The following is a 16,720-nucleotide window of genomic DNA, read 5'->3' as shown; positions in this document are numbered from 1 at the left end:
CATCGACCTCGAAGTCCCCCTCGCCCTCAACAACTGGCTCCACACCTACAACATCACCATCACCGACTAACACCCACCACCACACCCCACACCCCGCATAACCACACCCGACGGTCCTGCCCACCCACACAGGACCGTCGGGCCTCCTTTTCCGACCACACAATGCCTCGGCGGATCGGGCTGCGGGATCAGAAGAATGCGGTCTGTTCGGCTCCGCTCGTTCCGGCGAGTGCGCGTTCGTGGTCCAGCAGCCGGCGCTTACGGTGGAGGCCGCCCCCGTAGCCCGTCAGGCTTCCGTCCGAACCGACCACCCGATGGCAGGGCACGATCACGCCGATGGGGTTCTTTCCGTTGGCCAGCCCGACCGCCCGCGCGGACGTCGGACACCCGATGTACCGGGCCAGCTCCCCGTACGTCCACGTCTGCCCGCACGGGATGTCGCACAAGGCCGTCCACACCCGCTTCTGGAACTCCGTCCCATGGAACTCCAGCGGCAGGTCGAACGCATCGCACCGGCCCGCGAAGTACTCCCCCAACTGCCGCACGGTCTCCCCGAACGGCTCCGCCTCCGCCCCCTCCAACCGGCACCCGAACGAGGACTCCGCCGGCCGGTGCCGCTGACCCTCCATGTACAGACCCACCAACCGGCCGCTCTCCCCGACCAACGTCAACACCCCATACGGACTCTCCACCACCGTATGAACACGTGACAGCGGCACCCCACGTACCACCACGAACCACCTCGATCCGAAACGCGGAAACAAACCCATACGCACCACCAGCATGACCACCCCAACCACGCCCCAGCTGGCGGAAAACCGACACCGTCCTTGCGGGGTCACCTGGTTGGGATCAGTCGTCGAACCACACGACGAGACGCACGTTGTCGTCGCCGTGCTGTGCTGCGAGGGCCCGCATGGCCTTCCAGACGGGTTGCCACTCGCCGGTTTCGGTGACGGCGTCCCCGCGGCGGATGGTGGCGGACCTGTAGAGCGTGTCCCCGACGAGCCACTCGCTTCCTTCGGGCCACTCCCGGGTCTCGCCCCTCTCAAGGCCGACGGCCTCGGCGAAGGCGGGGCTCCAGGCGGACTTGCCCGTCATCCTGAGCCCGTCCGGGGTCCGGTGGTACTGGTGGAGCCGGCTGTCGGGCTTCACGGCAGGTTCGTTCCAGTCGACCGCCTTCACCTCGGCCCACGTGATCCAGGTGGTGCTGTGCACGGCGTCCTCGCCCTGCCATTCGGCCAGTTGCCCGAGGCGGGCGCGCACGGTGGCCGAGACGTCGGCGGGCAGGCCCCGGGAGGCGGCCAAGGGGCGGAAGTTCGCGTAGTTGCGGACTCCGAAGAGACAGCCGAAAGCGTCGTAGTCGCGGCCGTCGTAGAGGGAATCGAGGTCCTGGGCAGTGGACCAGGTCGGCTCCTGGTGGTCCTGGGCCGCCCGGAATTCGAGGAACCCGCTGATGTCTGTACCCATGCCAGGGATTATTCAGACCGCGTCAACCGGTTTCACCCGCCTGCACCGGAGCGGAAGTCTCGTCCGGGTCCTGCGGTCTGGTCCTCAGGCGGCCCCGGGCGGCCCGGCGCCGGAGGCGGCGTTGTTCCGCGGCCGCCCAGCGGCCGGCGCGGGCCGGGTCCAGCGGGGTGCCGTGGCCGACGTGGAGGCGGGTGGGCCTGAGGTCGAGCATCGCGCGGAGGCTGGCGAGGTTGGCGAGCGGGTCGTCGTGGAAGGGCGGGTTGGCGGGGCGGCCCTGGATGAACCCCATGAAGGAGTTGGCGATGAGGTCGCCCGCCACCAGGTCGCCGTCGTCGGTGAGGACGGCGACGGAACCGGCGGTGTGGCCCGGGGTGGGGATGATGCGGCCGTCGATACCGAAGTCCGCGAGGCGGCTCTCGCCGTGGACGAGGATGTCGGGCTCGAAGGGTTCGGTGGGTTCGTGGAGCTTCGGGTTGCGGGCCATGAGCCGTCCCATCGGTCCGGTGGGCAGGTACGGCTCGCGGACCCGGCCGGTGCGGTAGGGGCCCAGGTCGGCGGCGTGCGCGGCGATCGGGGCGCCGGTGAGGCGGCGCAGCTCGGCGGCGGACCCGAAGTGGTCGATGTGACCGTGGGTGACGACGAGGAGCCGGACGTCCTGCGGGTCGACGCCGTGGGCGGCGACCTGGTCGACGATGCGCCGGCCGCTGCCGGGGGTCCCGGCGTCGACGAGGACCGGGTGGCGGCCGAGCAGGAGGTAGGCGTTGACGGCGTGCCGGCCCAGGACAGGGATCGGGATGACCTTGGTACGGGACAAGGGAGTTGCTCCTGGGGAGTGTGCGGGTGGGGTGCTCGGCGGGAGGGGGTGCTCGGCGGGTGGCGTGGCTCAGCGCGCGGTGGCGTGCGGCCGGAAGCGGCGGCGGTACTCGGCCGGGGTGGCGCCGAGGCGGCGGCGGAAGGCCCGGTGCAGGGTCTCCACCGAGCCGAGCCCGCTGGCGGCCGCGATGTCGGGCAGGCTGCGCGCGGACTCTTCGAGGAGACGGCGGGCCGCCTCCACCCGGACCGCCTCCAGGTAGCCGGCCGGGGTGCGGCCGGTGCAGTCGCGGAAGACCCGGGTGAAGTGGCGCACGCTCAGGTGCATCCGGGCGGCCATCGCTTCGACCGGGATCCGTTCGGCGAGGTTGTCGTCGATCCAGCGGCGGAGTTCGTCGATGCGGTCGTCGGTGCTGCTCTGGAGGGAGAGCGGCACGCTGAACTGGGTCTGCCCACCGGGGCGTTTGACGTACATGACCATGGCGCGGGCGGCGTCGAGGGCGACCGCCGGCCCGTGGTCCTCGGCCACCATGGCGAGGGCGAGGTCCAGTGCGGCGGTCACGCCCGCGCAGGTCCAGATCCGCCCGGCCCGGATGAAGATCGGTTCCGGGTCGACGTCGACGTCCGGGTACTGCGCGGCCAGCTGACCGGCGGTCAGCCAGTGGGTGGTGGCGGGCAGGCCGCTGAGGAGTCCGGCCTCGGCGAGCAGGTGGACGCCGGCGCACACACCGCCGACCCGGCGGGCGGACGCGGCCGCCTCGGGCAGGAACGCGACGACGTCCCGGTCGACGACGGCACGGTAGTGGCCGTCGTCGCCGTCCATGGCGCCGGCCACCAGGAGGGTGTCGACGCCCGCGCCCACCTCGGCCAGCGACCGCCCGGCGACCAGGCTGATCCCCGCGGCCGTGGGCAGCGGGCCGCTCCGCGCGGCGGCGATCTCGACCCGGTAGGCGGGCGCGTCGCCTCCGACCAGCCGGGAGGCGACGGAGAACACCTCTGCGGGGCCGGTCACCTCCAGCAGTTCGACTCCGGGAAACGCGGCGATGACGACGGTACGCGGTTCGGGCATACCTCGATCCTTGCGCCGCCCGGAGCGCGTCCGCAACGCCGGGGTTCTGTCACATCCGGCCAAGGGTCCCGGCGGCCCGGTGGTGTGCGTGGCGTCACACCGCGTGCTCGCCAGGAACCTGCGGTGGAGTCCCGGCGGACGAAGGCCTCCCGTCCCGGCGCCCCGACGCGTGGCAGGGGGGGGCGGCGGGACGGGAGGCCTGCGGGCCCGGGGAGCCGGTCCCGGCGGCCCGGACCGGACCGCCGGCGGAGCGGCGCTCAGCTCACACAGGTGACGATGACCTGCCAGTATCCGGGCGAGATCAGCTCGTTCTCCTGGCTGCACTGGTCGTCGGTGTAACCCGCGGCGTGCGCGGCGGCCCAGGCCCGGGGGGCGGCGTAGGTCGGGTTGACGCCGTAGGCCTTGAAGTACCTGATCGTGGCGGCCGACGCACTGGTCGTGACACCCGCGAGGCCGAGCAGGGCCGCCGTCGTGAGGGTGACGGCGGCGACGCGGCGAGGAAGCGAACCCATGGCTGTACTCCACATTCTCTGGTGGATCGCGTGGGACTCCGGCACGTGCAATTTCACTGCGAACAGGGACTGTAGCAACTCATGTGACGGTCCGACAGGTGTGCGACAGGTGATCGTGACCGGAGTCCGACAACACCTGCGACGCGGCGCGGCGACGGCACGGCGGTGACCGATGGTGCGCGGGGGACCACGGACGGAACGGGTGCGGGCCGTGCCGGAGGCGGACCGAATCCGGAGCGGATCCAGGCAAAGTAGGATGAACAGCTCACGCGCTACGCGCGAAGAGTTCCATAAATATCCGATTTGCCCATTTTCATCTCCCGCTTCCCCACGCACGGAGCCACCCTCATGGACAACCCGTCCACCGTCGACACCGGCGGCGCGATAGAGACGCGCGGCATCGAGCCCGTCCCGGACCACGAGCGCCGGGGCACCGTCCGCGAGCTCTTCCCGACCTGGGTCGCGGCGAACATCAGCGTCCTGCTGCTCACCATGGGTGCGGCCCTGGTGGTGTTCAACCGGCTGAACCTCTGGCAGGTCCTGATCGTCGCCGCGTGCGCCGCGGTCGTCTCCTTCGGCCTGGTCGGGCTGCTGTCGGTCTCCGGCAAGTGGGGCGGGGCACCGGGCGCCACGCTCTCCCGGGCGGCCTTCGGCGTGCGCGGCAACCTGTTCCCCGGTGCGATCCTCTGGGTCGCCCGGTTCGGCTGGGAGACGATCAACGCCGTCACCGGCGCCTACGCCGTACTGACCGTCCTCGACCTGCTCTTCGGCGTGCGGAGCAACACCGCGCTGATCGTCGTCACGCTCGTCGCCTTCGTCGCCTGCACCTTCCTGGTCTCCGGCATGGGCCGCAAGGCGCTGAACCTCTGCAGCACCTGGTCGACGTACCTCTTCGGCGTCTTCAGCATCCTGGTCCTGGGCTACCTGCTCGCGACCATCCACTGGAGCGAGGTGTTCGCCAGGCCCGCCGGCACCACCGCGATGATGATCGCCGGCATCGGGACCATCGCGGCCGGCGGCATCAGCTGGGTCCCCACCGGTCCCGACTTCGCCCGCTACCTGCCGCACAGCGCCTCCGGCCGGAAGATCGCCGGTGTGACGGTCTCCGGGGCCGGTCTGGTGATGGTGCCGATGGTGCTGATGGGCGCCGTGATGGCGGTCGCCTCCCCCGGCCTGGCCGAGGCCGCCGACCCGGTCTCCTTCCTCGGCGACCTGCTGCCGACCTGGCTGGCCGTGCCCTACCTGCTGACCGCGGTCGTGGGCATGCTGCTGATCAACAGCCTCTCCATGTACTCGGCCGGCTTCACCGCGCAGACCATGGGCGTGAAGCTGCCGCGCGCCCTGGCCGTCAGCATCAACGCCGTGATCTCGCTCGTCGCGGGCCTGCTGCTGATGCTGGTCGCCAAGAGCTTCCTCGGCTCCTTCATCACCTTCCTGACCCTGCTCGCCGTCTCCTTCTCCGCCTGGATCGGCGTCTACGCGGTGGACATGTTCCGCCGCCGCTCGCGCACGGTGCGCTACGACGCCGCCGCGCTGATGGACACCGGCAGGACCAGCCGCTACTGGTACAAGGGCGGCTTCTGCTGGCAGGCGATGACGGCCTGGGCCCTCGCGCTGCTGACCGGCCTCGCCTTCACCAGCTGCGACTGGTTCGCGGGGTCCCTGTCCGACACCCCCGTCGGCACGTACGGACTCGCCTGGGCGGCGACCATCGTGATCTCCGCCCTGATCATGGCCGTCCTCCCCACGCCGCGGGAGAACGCCCCCGCCGCTGCCGAGCAGCCGGCCGCCCCGCGGACGGAGCACGCGGAGCGGGTCACCGTCTGACCGCACGACGCCAGGTCCGCCACCCGGGCCGGGCGTCCGTCGAGAGCCCGCCGGCGGTCCGCCGGCGGGCTCTTCGCGTGATGTCCCCGCAGGTCGGCGGCGTGCGGTCCGACGGACCGCGCCGGCCGGGGCGCGTGCGACCCCCCGCCGGGAGCGGCGGGCCCCTCCCCCGGGCGGCCGTCAGTAGTCGGGCAGGTCGAAGAGCGTGGCGGCGCGGAAGGCCGCCTCCATCTCCGGGCCGGGCTCGTCGAAGCCGCCGAAGGGCCCCGGCTCCTCCGGGGCGCCCGCGGTCAGACGGGCTCCGGTCAGGTCGAGGATGGCCTGGTTGGCGGCGACGTGGTCGCGCAGGCGCCGCTCGTACGCGGGGTAGGCCGTGCGGTGGTCGCCGTCGGCCGCGCGCAGTTCGCCGGCCAGGACGTAGGCGGCGGTCAGGGCCACGCTGGTGCCCTGCCCGGTGAGCGGGGAGCAGCAGTACCCGGCGTCGCCGAGCAGCGCGACCCGGCCGTGCGACCAGCGGTCCATCCGGATCTGGGCGATCACGTCGTAGTGGAAGACGTCCGTCTCCCCCAGCGCCGCCAGGAAGCGCGGCACCTCCCAGCCGATCCCGGCGGCCCGGGCGGCGACCAGGCGGCGCTGGTCGGCGGGGTCGCGCGGGAGCATGCGCTCGACCGGCTCGTCGGAGCCGAAGCCGAGGAAGAAGCGCAGTTCGGCGTTGTCGCGCACGGTCATCGCCATGCACATCCGGTCGGCCCGGCCGGCGGGCCGGTGGATCACCTGCCAGTGGTCGAGGCCGAGGTGGTTGGGCACGCTCCAGGCGGCGATGTAGGCGCCGATGGGGTGCAGGTAGTCGCGCTCGGGGCCGAAGACCAGGCGCCGGGTGTTCGAGTGCATGCCGTCGGCGCCGACCAGCAGGTCGTAGGAGCGCTCGGAGCCGCTGCGGAAGCGGACCTGGACGCCCTCCTCGTGCTGGACCAGGGTGTCGATCGAGTCGTCGAAGCGGTACTCGACGCCCCGGCCGGCCACCTCTCCGATCAGGTGGGCGAGTTCGTCGCGCAGGATCTCCACGTCGGGGCCGTCGACCGGACCGCCGCTGGCCGTCCACTCGGTGTTGCGGCTCAGCTCGCGGCCGTTCTCGTCGACCACGGACATCCCGCGCAGGCCGGTGCGGCGCGCGCGGACCCTCGTCAACAGGCCCATGCGGTCGACGACTTCGAGCGCGTTGCCGCGGATGTCCACCGGCTGGCCGCCGCCGCGCAGCGACGGGGCGCGTTCGACGACGGTGACGCGGAAGCCGTAGCGGTCCAGCCAGTGGGCGAGGGCGGTGCCGGCGATCCCGGCGCCGGAGACCAGGACCGAGGTCGGGCGCGAGTGGTGCGGCCGGGTGCTGGTGGACATGGCGTGCCTCCCTTGGATCGTGTGCTGCCACGCACCAGCCTCCCGCCCTTCGCCGTCGCCGCGCCGGCATTCCGCCGTCACCGCTGTCGCCGCGCCGGCATTCCGCCGTCACCGCTGTCGCCCCGCCGACAGCGTGCTGACAGGGCGTCACCTCACCGGCCCGTCCGGAGTCGAGGACAGGATCAGACCTATATAACGCTTATCGTGGAACACGTCGGACGGCAGGGGCCGCCGGCACGGGAACGCCAACGGAGGAACAGCCATGAGCGACACTGCGACCACCATCGCCCCCGCCGTCACCGGTGAGCGGGCCGACCTGCTGGCGCAGCTCGCCATGCAGCGCCACTTCCTGCGCCTCACCACGCGTGACCTGAGCGACGAGCAGGCCGCGCTGCGCCCCACCGTGAGCGAACTGTGCCTGGGCGGCCTGATCAAGCACGTCGCGTCCGTCGAGCGGGCCTGGGCCGGCTTCATCCTGGAGGGCCCGTCCGCGATGCCCGACTTCGCCAACCCGACGCAGGAGGACCTGGCCCGGCGGGCCGACGTGTTCCGCATGCTGCCGGGCGAGACCCTGGCCGGGGTGCTGGCGGCCTACGAGGAGGTGGCGGACCGCACCGACGCGGTGGTCGCCGCCCTGCCGGACCTCGACGTCTCCCAGCCGCTGCCCGTGGCGCCGTGGTTCGAGCCCGGCGCCCGCTGGTCGGCCCGCAAGGTGCTGCTGCAGATCATCGGCGAGACCGCGCAGCACGCCGGCCACGCCGACATCCTGCGGGAGTCGCTGGACGGCGCCAAGTCGATGGGCTGAGCGGCTCGGGGCGCACCGCCCCCGGCACGCGTCCTGGGATGCGCGCCGGGGGCGGTGGGCTTTCGGCCGGGGCGGTGGTCAGCCGAGGTGCCGGGCGAGGAACCGCAGCGCGGAGTCCGCTTCGAAGGCCGGGAGGTCGCCGTGCCGGCCCGGGTTGGCGTGCAGGGTCTTCTCGGCCGAGCCGAAGGCCTCGAACAGGGCCAGGCCCGTCGCGCGCGGCACCCGCTCGTCGTCCCACTGGAGCAGGAACTCCACCGGGACGGTGATCCGCGCCGCCTCCTCGGCCGAGGCCAGGGCGCCGCCGAGGCCCAGGACCGCCGCGCGCACCCGGGGTTCGGCGGCGACGAACGGGACGCCGAGTCCGCAGCCCAGCGAGACGCCCCAGTAGCCCACCGGTCCGGCGCCGACGTGGTCGAGCCACTGGACCGCGTCGAGCACGGCCCGCCATTCGGGGACGGTCCGCCGTGCCACCAGGGCGTGGAACTCCGCGAGGAGCGGCGCCGGTTCGGCCCCGGCCTCGATGCGCTCCCGGTTGGCGGTGGCGATCCGGTCGTACTCCTCCTGCACCGGCCGGTCGCCGTGGCCGGGCACGTCCGGGGCGACCACCGCGAAGCCGCACTCGGCGACGAGCCGGCGGGCGCGGTCCAGGACGGCGGGGGCCTTCTTGTGCTCGCCGCCGCCGTGGCCGAGCAGGACCAGGGGCCGGGGGCGGGCGGGGGCGTCGGGGGTCCAGAGCGCACCGGGGATCTCCCCCAGGACGAAGAGCTGCTCGCGGATGCCGCCGGACGAGGTGTCCGTGGTGAAGCGCATAGCGGTACGGGCCTTTCGGGGTGCCTACTGCGGGCACTCCCGGGCCATGCGAGGGAGAGGTGCCCGACCTGTCAGAGCGTTGATCGGTCCCACCTCCTCGGTTCGCAGCGGCGCACGGCGAGCTGGACGGTATCACGCGGCGGCGCGGCGCTGCCGGGAGTCAGAGGGTCTCACGGAACGTGTTGACACTCACCGCGGCAAGGAGTTACAACTTATAACGAACGCGAGAGAGTGAAACCGACCAGCGAGAAGGAGGGCGTGGCCATGACCGACCAGCGCCTGCTCGAAGTCGTCCTGCCGGGTGTGGTGGCTCCGGAGGGCCTGGAACTGCGCTACGGACCGGTGCCCGGGGCCGGCCCGGGCCGGGTCGTGATCGGCGTGGAGGCGACCGGCGTCTCGTTCGCCGAGCAGCAGATGCGCCGGGGGCGGTACTACGACCAGCCGCCGTTCCCCTTCGTCCCCGGCTACGACCTGGTCGGCCGGGTGTTGGCCACCGGCGAGGGCGTCGATCCGGCGCTGACCGGCCGGCGGGTCGCCGCGCTGGTCAAGGTCGGCGGCTGGGCCAGCCACGTGGCGCTCGACGCGGCGGACGCGGTGCCCGTCCCGGACGGCCTCACGGCGGTCGAGGCGGAGACCGTGGTGGTCAACGGCATCACCGCCTGGCAGATGCTGCACCGGCTGGCGCGGGTGCGCGCCGGGCAGACCGTCCTGGTGCACGGAGCGAGCGGCGGCGTCGGCTCCGTCCTGGTCCAACTGGCCCGCGCGGCGGGCGTGTCGGTGATCGGCACGGCCTCCGCCCGGCACCATGACGCGCTGCGCGGGCTGGGCGTCGTCCCCGTCGACTACCGGGCCGGTGACGTGCCGGCCCGGGTCCGGGAGCTGGCACCCGGCGGGGTGGACGCGGTGTTCGACCACGTCGGCGGCCGCAGCGTGGTCGACTCCTGGCACCTGCTCGCCCCCGGCGGCACGCTGGTCGCCTACGGCAGTGCCTCCACCCGCGACCACAGCGGCTCCAAGCAGTGGCCCGTGCTGAAGGTCCTGGCCCGCACCTGGGCCTGGAACGCCCTGCCCAACGGGCGCCGCGCCCACTTCTACAACATCTGGGCGGGCCGGGCCCTGGGCAGGGACGCCTTCCGCGCCCGGCTGCGGAGCGACCTCACCCGGGTGTTCGACGCCGTCCGCCGCGGCGACGTGACCGCCCGCGTCGCCGCCGAACTCCCGCTCGCCAGTGCCGCGGAGGCGCTGCGCCTGGCCGAGTCCGGCACGGTCGGCGGCAAGGTGGTGCTGGTTCCCTGACGGGTGCGCGGGAATCCCCGGCCCGTTGCCGGCACGGTCCTAGCATGGACGCCATGACGGACGCCGACTCCTCTCCGGAGCCCTTCAGCCCGCGGGCCACGCCCGCGGAACTGGACGACCTGCGCGCACGGTTGCGGGCAACCCGGTGGCCGGACGCGCCCCAGGACGCCGGGTGGTCGCTCGGCACGGACGTCGGCTACCTGCGGGAGCTGGTCGCCCACTGGGCGGACGGCTTCGACTGGCCGGCCCAGGAGCGGGCGCTCGCCCGGCTGCCGCGCTACCGCGCCCGGGTGGGCGGCCTCGGGATCCACTTCGTGCACGCGCGGGCCGTGGCTCCGGCGGGGCCGGTGCTGCCGCTGGTGCTCAGCCACGGCTGGCCTGACTCGTTCTGGCGCTACTCGAAGGTCGTCCCGCTGCTGACCGACACCGGCGCCCACGGCGCCGACCCGGCCGACGCCTTCGACGTGGTGGTGCCCGACCTCCCGGGCTTCGGCTACTCCGAGGCACCCGCCGGCGCCCCGCTCGACTCCGTCGCCGTGGCCGGGCTGTGGGCCCGGCTGATGGACGTCCTCGGCCACCGGCGCTTCGGCGCGGCGGGCGGGGACCTCGGCAGCCACGTCAGCCGCTACCTCGCGCTCGACCACCCCGAGCGGGTGGTGGCCGTCCACCGGACGGACGCCGGCCTGCCCGTGCCCGGCACCGGCCCGGACGACCTCACGCCCGAGGAGCGCGCCTGGTTCGCGGACGTCGCGGCCTGGGGCGCGCGGGAGGGCGCGTACGGGGCCGTCGCGCGCACCAAGCCGCAGAGCGCCGCCGTCGGCCTCACCGACTCCCCGGCCGGGCTGGCGGCGTGGCTCGTCGAGAAGCTGCGGGCGTGGAGCGACTGCGGCGGCGTGCTCGAACGGTCCTTCACCCGGGACGAGATCCTCACCAATCTGACCGTCTACTGGCTGACCGGGACGATCGCCTCGTCGATGCGGATGTACCACGCCAACGCCGCGATCCCGACGGAGCAGCTCGCCCGCCGGGTCGAGGTGCCGTCCGGCTTCGCGCTCTTCGCCGGGGACGTGCTGCGTCCGCCGCGCGCCTGGCTGGAGCGCACCACCAACCTGGTGCACCTGAGCGAGCCGGCGCGCGGCGGGCACTTCGCGCCGTTCGAGGAGCCCGAGCTCTACGCGCAGGAGCTGCGGACGTTCTTCCGCCCCTACCGGGAGGCCGCCTCCGGCCGGTGATCCGCCCCGGCCGCTGCCGGACGCGTGGCCGTCCGGCTCGCGGGGAGAGGTGGCCGCAGGTGCGCCCCCGGCTCAGGCCCGGGTGCCCGGGGCGAGGTGCTCGCGGGCGGCTGCCAGGTGGCGGGCGGCGGTGCCGAAGTGGTGGGAGACCAGCGGGAGGACCCGGGGGTCGAGCCTGCGGGTGAAGGCCTCGGCGGCCTCCAGGGGGGCGGTGGCGCGCAGCAGCAGTGCGGCCGTCTCCGTGCCGTGCGGGCCGGGCCCGGAGGAGCGGAGGCCGGCGGCGGTGCGGCGCAGCAGGATCAGCGCGTCCTCGGCGTCCGGCGGACCGTCCGGGAACTCGTGGCCCCACCAGGACAGTTCGGCGGTGACCGCTCCCAGGTGCGTCTCACAGCGCCGGAACCACCAGTCGGTCCAGGTGGCGGGCAGGATCGCGGTCTTCGGACTCACGTGGTGACTCGACACAGGCCGATCATGTCCCACGACGTCCGCCCGCGCGCGGGAAATCGGGAAGAACCGGTCGTCCGGGTGTCAACAGCCCCGGCTGTCGGCGGGCAGCACGAGGCCGGCCGTCACCAGGCGCCCGCCGGTCACCCTGATCTGCCGGCTGTAGGGGCCGGTGGGCTCGCCGCTCGGGGCGACCAGGTTGAGGCGGTCAGCCGGCGAGGCCGAAGGCGGCCCGGACGATGCGCTCGGCGACGGGGTTCATGCCCTGGGCCTTGGCGTCGGTCGCGTTGACGGAGTGGACGAGGGTGCGGGAGAGGTCCCTGGTCGCCGCGATGAGCGTGCTGTACCCGGGCCGCTCACCGGTCTTGAGCCACAGGATCTGCCCGTGGCCCGCGTCGAAGCGCTGCAGGCCCGCGCTCATCACGGCGCCCTCGACGGCCGGCACCGTGAACATCTCCTGCTCCAGGAGGGGTTGGGGGACGAGCTCGCCCCGGAACAGTGCGACGAGAAACCTCTCCAGGTCGGCGGTGGTGGAGATCATGTCGCCCGCGGCCCAGCGGTCGGACATGTTCCACTCGGTCGCGTCCACGACCCGGCCGTCCGCCAGCTTCTGGTAGCCCCGGTTGTGCGGGCCGTGGATGCGCGGGTCGGGACCGTCGGGGAAGGAGGTGTGCCGCATGCCGGCCGGGCGGAAGATCCGGACCTGCGCCTGGTGCGCGTAGGAGTCGCCGGTGATCCGCTCGATCAGCAGGCCGAGGACGGTGTAGTCGATGTTGCCGTACCGCTGCTTCCGGCCCGGCCCCTCCCCCGGCCCCCGGTAGGGGCCCTTGGCGACGGAGGCCGCGACGACGTCCTCGGGGGTGAGGGTCCGGAAGCGGTTCCGGTACCCCTCGGCGTTCTCCGGGCCGAGCGAGGAGCCCGGCTGGAGGCCGCTGGTGAAGGTGAGGAGCTGCCGTACGGTGATCGGTTCGAAGGCGTCGCCCAGCAGGCCCGGCAGGTACTGCTGGACGGTGCCGTCGAGGTCCACCCTGCCTTCGGCGGCGAGTTGCAGCACCAGCGCCGAGGTGACCACCTTGGTGGTCGATCCCGCCCGGAACCGGGCGCCTTCGAGGGCCTTGCGGCCGCTCTCCAGATCGTGCACCCCGGCACTCGCGTGCCAGCTCCCCGTGCCGCCGACGCGCACGAGGGCCGCCGTCGCGTCCGGGCCGGGCAGTCCGCGCAGGGCGTCCTCCAGCTCCTTCACGTCCGGCCCGCCGGCCGTCCGGCCCGCCTCGGCCCGGGCGCCGGGTGCGGCGGCGCCGGCCGGGGCCGCCGCCAGCGGGGCGGCGCCGAGGCCCAGCACGAGGACGGTGGCCAGGGCGGTACGCAGGCGGGTGCTCAAGGGACGCTCCATGGGTGGGGGCCGGATCGTTCGTGCGGATCCCACCCTGGCGGAGCACCCGGCCGCCCCGGATCACCGGCCGGGAGGGCCCGAACCCTGACGGCTCCCCGACCAACCGGGCTCCGCCGCAGCCGAGTTGTCGGGGTTCACCCTTAGGGTCTGCCCGACGGACGAGATCCGGGGCCGACGGGAGGACTTGCCTTATGCCGCGCATGCAATTATTGTTCCCGCAGAGATTGCGGCTGCAATCACTCCTGGGCACGTCTCCTCTCCTCCGCCTGCCGATCCGATCAGGAGCCCGACATGAGCACCAGCCTCTTCAGCCCCTACACCCTGCGGTCGCTCACCATCCCCAACCGGATCTGGATGCCGCCGATGTGCCAGTACAGTGCCGCACCGGACGGCGAGGCGGCGGGCGTCCCCAACGACTGGCACTTCACCCACCTCGCGGCGCGCGCCGCCGGCGGCACCGGGCTGATCATCGTCGAGGCCACCGCCGTGACCCCCGAGGGCCGCATCTCGCCCTACGACCTGGGACTGTGGAACGACACCCAGACCGAGGCCTTCCGCCGGATCACCGCATTCCTCAAGGCGCAGGGCACCGTGCCCGCGATCCAGCTCGGCCACGCCGGGCGGAAGGCCTCCACCGAGCGCAGCTGGGTCGACCGCGGCCGCGCCCTCGCCCCGGACGAGGAGCACGGCTGGACGCCGGTCGCCCCCAGTGCCGTTCCCTTCGAGTCCGGCCGGGTCACGCCGCAAGAGCTGACCGTGGAACAGATCGGCGAGATCGTGGGCCAGTTCGCCGACGCCGCCCGGCGCGCGCTCGACGCCGGGTTCCAGGTCGTCGAGGTGCACGGCGCGCACGGCTACCTCATCCACGAGTTCCTCTCCCCGCACAGCAACCGCCGCACCGACGCGTACGGCGGCTCCTTCGAGGGGCGCACCCGTTTCGCCCTGGAGGTCGTCGACGCCATCCGCGCGGTGTGGCCCGAGGACCTGCCGGTGTTCTTCCGCATCTCCGCGACCGACTGGCTCACCGAGAACCCCGAGGACGACCGCGAGGGCTGGACCTCCGCGGAGACCGTCCGGCTGGCCAAGGAGCTGCTCGCGCACGGCGTCGACCTGCTCGACGTCTCCACCGGCGGGATCGCGCCGGACGCCAGGATCGAGGCCGCCCCCGGCTTCCAGGTGCCGTTCGCCGAGGCGGTCCGCACCGGGACCGACCTGCCGGTGGCCGCCGTCGGCCTGATCACCGACCCGGCCCAGGCCCAGCAGATCCTCACCGACGGCCGCGCCGACGCCGTGCTGCTCGGCCGCGAACTGCTGCGCAACCCCTCCTGGGCCCGCCACGCCGCCACGGCCCTCGGCGGCGAGGTCGCCCTCCCGGCGCCGTACCACCGGGCGTAGCGAACGCAGCGGCCGGAGCGGGAAGTCGGCCCGGCCGACTTCCCGCTCCGCGCTTCTGCGGGGACCCCGCGGGGCCCGGGCGCCCGGCTGCCGAAACGGAGTGTCGGGCCGGCCCGGTGATCCACTGGAGTCCGCCCGGCATCGTCGGGGAAGTTCGGGCACAGGGGGTCTCCATGCGCGGGGCGCGTTCCGCCGTCGTCGTGGCCGTCACGGCGGCCGTCCTGGCGGGCGGCCTCACCGCCTGCGGGAGCTCCGGCGGCGTCGGCGCCGCAGGCGGTCCGTCACCGGCGGGCACCGTGCCGGACGCCGCGACGGCCGGGGCGACAGCCGGGGCGACGGCCACCGGGGCGGCCGAGCTCGATCCCGAGGAGGCGCTCGCGGCGGCGGCCGAGGTGATGCGCAGGGCCGGCAGCGCCCGGTACGCCCTGTCCGTCAGGGAGGGCAACGGGGGCGCGCCGGGCACGGGATTCGCCCGTTGGACGAACGGCCCGGCCGTGCTCGACTACCTCGCCGACGATCCGGGCGTCCGGCTCAGGCTCCGGATGGCCGGCAACACGGCGTACCTCGGCCCCACGGAGCAGGTCGCGGCAGCGGTGGGCGAGCAGGTCGTCTGGGTACCGACGCCCTTCGCCATGTGGCACAAGCCGTTCTACCCGCAGCTGAGCCTGGTGATGGACCCGGCGAACCTCCTGACCCTGGCCCGGGCGGGTTGGCTGGACAGGGTCGGGACGGAGACGGTCGACGGCGCCGAGGTCACCCACTACCGCGACATCGAGGACGTCGACGCCCTGCTGGCCGGGATCCCCGGTCTCACCGCCGAGCAGCGGCCCCACGCCGAAGTGGGTCTGAAGAAGAGCGGCAAGGCGTTCGTCCTCGACTTCTGGATCAACGCCGAGCAGCAGCTCGTCCGGGTCCGCCTGACCGGCGACAAGGAGGGCGAGGCGGCGGCCGTCACCGTGACGTACTCGGCGCTGGGCACTGCGCCCGCGATGGAGGCCCCCGCCGCGAAGGACCTCCGGACCTCTCCCGACCTCGACACGTTCCTCGGCCCCTCGCGCGCCGAAGCGGGCCCGGGGCCGGAAGGCGTCTGAGGCGGCCCCGACCCCGGGCCGGCCGGGGGCTTCCCGGTGAACATGAGCTCTTCCAGGGCCGCCACGAGCGCGGACCGGCTCCTGGTGGTCCAGGTGCCGAGGTAGGTGGGCTCGCGGGTGACGGTTCCCCGTCGCTTGTAACCGGCGAGGACGAGGAAGTCGGCGACGTAGCAGCCGTCGGGATCCCCCTCGGGCTCCCACCGCACGTCGAAGCAGAGGCCGTCGTACACGAGGTGACCGCTCACCAGGACGGATCCGGCGAGCCATTCGACGGTCTCCGGTGAGGGGTCCACGGCGTAGAGGCTGTTCATGTCGATCGTCCAGCCGGGGGCCACGCGCAGCGGCTGCAGCCGTCGCCAGGTCTCGCCCATGTCCTGTTCCACGCCCTCTCGACCGCCCGCGCACGGGCCCGGCGTCCCATGGTGGCAGGTCCACCGGCGGGGGCCGGCCGGAGGGCGGGGGCTGCCGGCGGCGCCCGGGGCGTCAGCCCGCGAACTGCCCGCGCAGGTCGCCGGCCGTCCGGGGGCGGGGCACCTGGTCCGGCGGGTCGCCGGGCACCGCGCCCGCCGGGAGCGGCGCGGCGCCGGGGGCGGCCTCGGCACCGGGCCCAGTCAGGGTCACGGGGTCGCTCGCGGTGCCCGGTGTGGGCCGTTCCCGGGTGGCGACGGTCAGACAGGCCACCACCAGCACGATGTTCTTGAGGATGTACTGCCCCTCCATCGTGGGAACGGGCGGGACACCGTGGGCCCACACGTCGTTCGGCAGCAGGAAGAGCGTCGCGAAGACCCCGGTCATGTGGACGAAGAACACGGCGAGGACCACCCGCAGCAGCACCCCGGTGACCAGGCCGAGCCCGATGGTGACCTCCATGAGCGCCAGCAGGAACCGCGCGACGTCGGGCGGCACCGCGTCGAAGGTCATCAGGCTCATGCAGCGGGTGGCGAGATCCTCGGCGGGGCTGGCTCCGGGGAAGAACTTCGGCAGCCCGAACCAGAGGTACAGCACGCCCACGCTGATCCGCAGGACACCGGGGGCCACGCGCCGGTAGGCGCGGGCGAATCGGTCGGCACGGCGTCTGGACGACCGCACCATCCGTGCGGGAAACGACTCCATCTGCCCCTCCTTCAGTGCGATCCAGCAGAGTTCCCAGCACCGAACGGCGACGGGGCAT

At 73.5% G+C, this 16,720-nt stretch carries 16 protein-coding genes; 6 read left to right on the top strand and 10 right to left on the bottom strand.

Annotation, left to right across the window (positions count from 1 at the left end; all coding sequences use genetic code 11):
* Positions 1–188: 188 nt before the first annotated feature.
* The 5 genes from ACFVVL_RS14735 to ACFVVL_RS14715 form a co-directional block, all read right to left on the bottom strand.
* Positions 189–770 (bottom strand): methylated-DNA--[protein]-cysteine S-methyltransferase, encoded by a 582-nt coding sequence (locus tag ACFVVL_RS14735; RefSeq protein WP_380298293.1) that lies wholly within the window; start codon positions 768–770, stop codon positions 189–191.
* Positions 771–852: 82 nt separating this feature from the next.
* On the bottom strand, positions 853–1,470 hold the full coding sequence (locus tag ACFVVL_RS14730; RefSeq protein WP_387674943.1) for a hypothetical protein: 618 nt from the start codon (positions 1,468–1,470) through the stop codon (positions 853–855).
* Between the two features lie 22 nt (positions 1,471–1,492).
* Positions 1,493–2,284 carry an MBL fold metallo-hydrolase gene (locus tag ACFVVL_RS14725; RefSeq protein ID WP_387674940.1) on the bottom strand — a complete coding sequence of 264 codons (792 nt, stop codon included), beginning with the start codon at positions 2,282–2,284 and terminating at the stop codon, positions 1,493–1,495.
* A gap of 69 nt (positions 2,285–2,353) precedes the next feature.
* Complete coding sequence (locus ACFVVL_RS14720; RefSeq protein ID WP_387674937.1) at positions 2,354–3,349, bottom strand: GlxA family transcriptional regulator; 996 nt, start codon at positions 3,347–3,349, stop codon at positions 2,354–2,356.
* A gap of 257 nt (positions 3,350–3,606) precedes the next feature.
* A complete protein-coding gene (locus tag ACFVVL_RS14715) occupies positions 3,607–3,861 on the bottom strand; it encodes a hypothetical protein (RefSeq protein ID WP_387674934.1) in 255 nt (84 codons plus the stop codon).
* Between the two features lie 348 nt (positions 3,862–4,209).
* Between ACFVVL_RS14715 and ACFVVL_RS14710 the strand changes: the two genes are divergently transcribed.
* Complete coding sequence (locus ACFVVL_RS14710) at positions 4,210–5,688, top strand: purine-cytosine permease family protein (RefSeq protein WP_387674931.1); 1,479 nt, start codon at positions 4,210–4,212, stop codon at positions 5,686–5,688.
* A gap of 180 nt (positions 5,689–5,868) precedes the next feature.
* Here ACFVVL_RS14710 and ACFVVL_RS14705 read toward each other — a convergent pair whose 3' ends face one another.
* Positions 5,869–7,083, bottom strand: coding sequence for an FAD-dependent monooxygenase (locus ACFVVL_RS14705; protein WP_387674928.1), 1,215 nt, complete (start codon positions 7,081–7,083; stop codon positions 5,869–5,871).
* A gap of 262 nt (positions 7,084–7,345) precedes the next feature.
* Between ACFVVL_RS14705 and ACFVVL_RS14700 the strand changes: the two genes are divergently transcribed.
* Positions 7,346–7,888 carry a DinB family protein gene (locus ACFVVL_RS14700; RefSeq protein WP_380292151.1) on the top strand — a complete coding sequence of 181 codons (543 nt, stop codon included), beginning with the start codon at positions 7,346–7,348 and terminating at the stop codon, positions 7,886–7,888.
* Between the two features lie 78 nt (positions 7,889–7,966).
* Here ACFVVL_RS14700 and ACFVVL_RS14695 read toward each other — a convergent pair whose 3' ends face one another.
* Positions 7,967–8,698, bottom strand: coding sequence for a dienelactone hydrolase family protein (locus ACFVVL_RS14695; protein ID WP_387674925.1), 732 nt, complete (start codon positions 8,696–8,698; stop codon positions 7,967–7,969).
* A gap of 264 nt (positions 8,699–8,962) precedes the next feature.
* On the opposite strand from ACFVVL_RS14695, the gene ACFVVL_RS14690 reads away from it, so the two are divergent.
* Together ACFVVL_RS14690 and ACFVVL_RS14685 are read left to right on the top strand one after the other, a co-directional pair.
* Positions 8,963–9,994: a medium chain dehydrogenase/reductase family protein gene (locus tag ACFVVL_RS14690; protein ID WP_387674922.1), complete on the top strand. Its 1,032-nt coding sequence runs from the start codon at positions 8,963–8,965 to the stop codon at positions 9,992–9,994.
* Between the two features lie 53 nt (positions 9,995–10,047).
* Positions 10,048–11,226, top strand: coding sequence for an epoxide hydrolase family protein (locus tag ACFVVL_RS14685; RefSeq protein ID WP_387674955.1), 1,179 nt, complete (start codon positions 10,048–10,050; stop codon positions 11,224–11,226).
* 72 nt (positions 11,227–11,298) lie between these two features.
* Here the strand turns inward: ACFVVL_RS14685 and ACFVVL_RS14680 are convergent, their stop codons facing one another.
* Both ACFVVL_RS14680 and ACFVVL_RS14675 read right to left on the bottom strand, forming a co-directional pair.
* The gene (locus tag ACFVVL_RS14680; protein WP_380292145.1) at positions 11,299–11,673 is read right to left on the bottom strand and encodes a hypothetical protein; all 375 of its coding nucleotides are present in this window, start codon (positions 11,671–11,673) and stop codon (positions 11,299–11,301) included.
* Positions 11,674–11,878: 205 nt separating this feature from the next.
* Positions 11,879–13,063, bottom strand: a complete 1,185-nt coding sequence (locus ACFVVL_RS14675; protein WP_387674919.1) for a serine hydrolase domain-containing protein — start codon at positions 13,061–13,063, stop codon at positions 11,879–11,881.
* Positions 13,064–13,354: 291 nt separating this feature from the next.
* Here ACFVVL_RS14675 and ACFVVL_RS14670 point away from each other — a divergent pair, with 291 nt between their 5' ends.
* Together ACFVVL_RS14670 and ACFVVL_RS14665 are read left to right on the top strand one after the other, a co-directional pair.
* Positions 13,355–14,458: an NADH:flavin oxidoreductase/NADH oxidase gene (locus tag ACFVVL_RS14670; protein WP_380292141.1), complete on the top strand. Its 1,104-nt coding sequence runs from the start codon at positions 13,355–13,357 to the stop codon at positions 14,456–14,458.
* 173 nt (positions 14,459–14,631) lie between these two features.
* Positions 14,632–15,549 carry a hypothetical protein gene (locus ACFVVL_RS14665; protein ID WP_387674916.1) on the top strand — a complete coding sequence of 306 codons (918 nt, stop codon included), beginning with the start codon at positions 14,632–14,634 and terminating at the stop codon, positions 15,547–15,549.
* Positions 15,550–16,032: 483 nt separating this feature from the next.
* Here ACFVVL_RS14665 and ACFVVL_RS14660 read toward each other — a convergent pair whose 3' ends face one another.
* Entirely contained in the window at positions 16,033–16,662 is a 630-nt protein-coding gene (locus tag ACFVVL_RS14660; RefSeq protein WP_380297941.1) for a DoxX family membrane protein, read from the bottom strand.
* Positions 16,663–16,720 lie beyond the last annotated feature (58 nt).

The organism is Kitasatospora sp. NPDC058115 (assembly GCF_042884635.1).
In the GTDB taxonomy this organism is placed as follows: Bacteria; Actinomycetota; Actinomycetes; order Streptomycetales; family Streptomycetaceae; genus Kitasatospora.
Note: the sequence above shows the minus strand (reverse complement) of the source record. Positions and strands in the feature narration are given on the sequence as shown.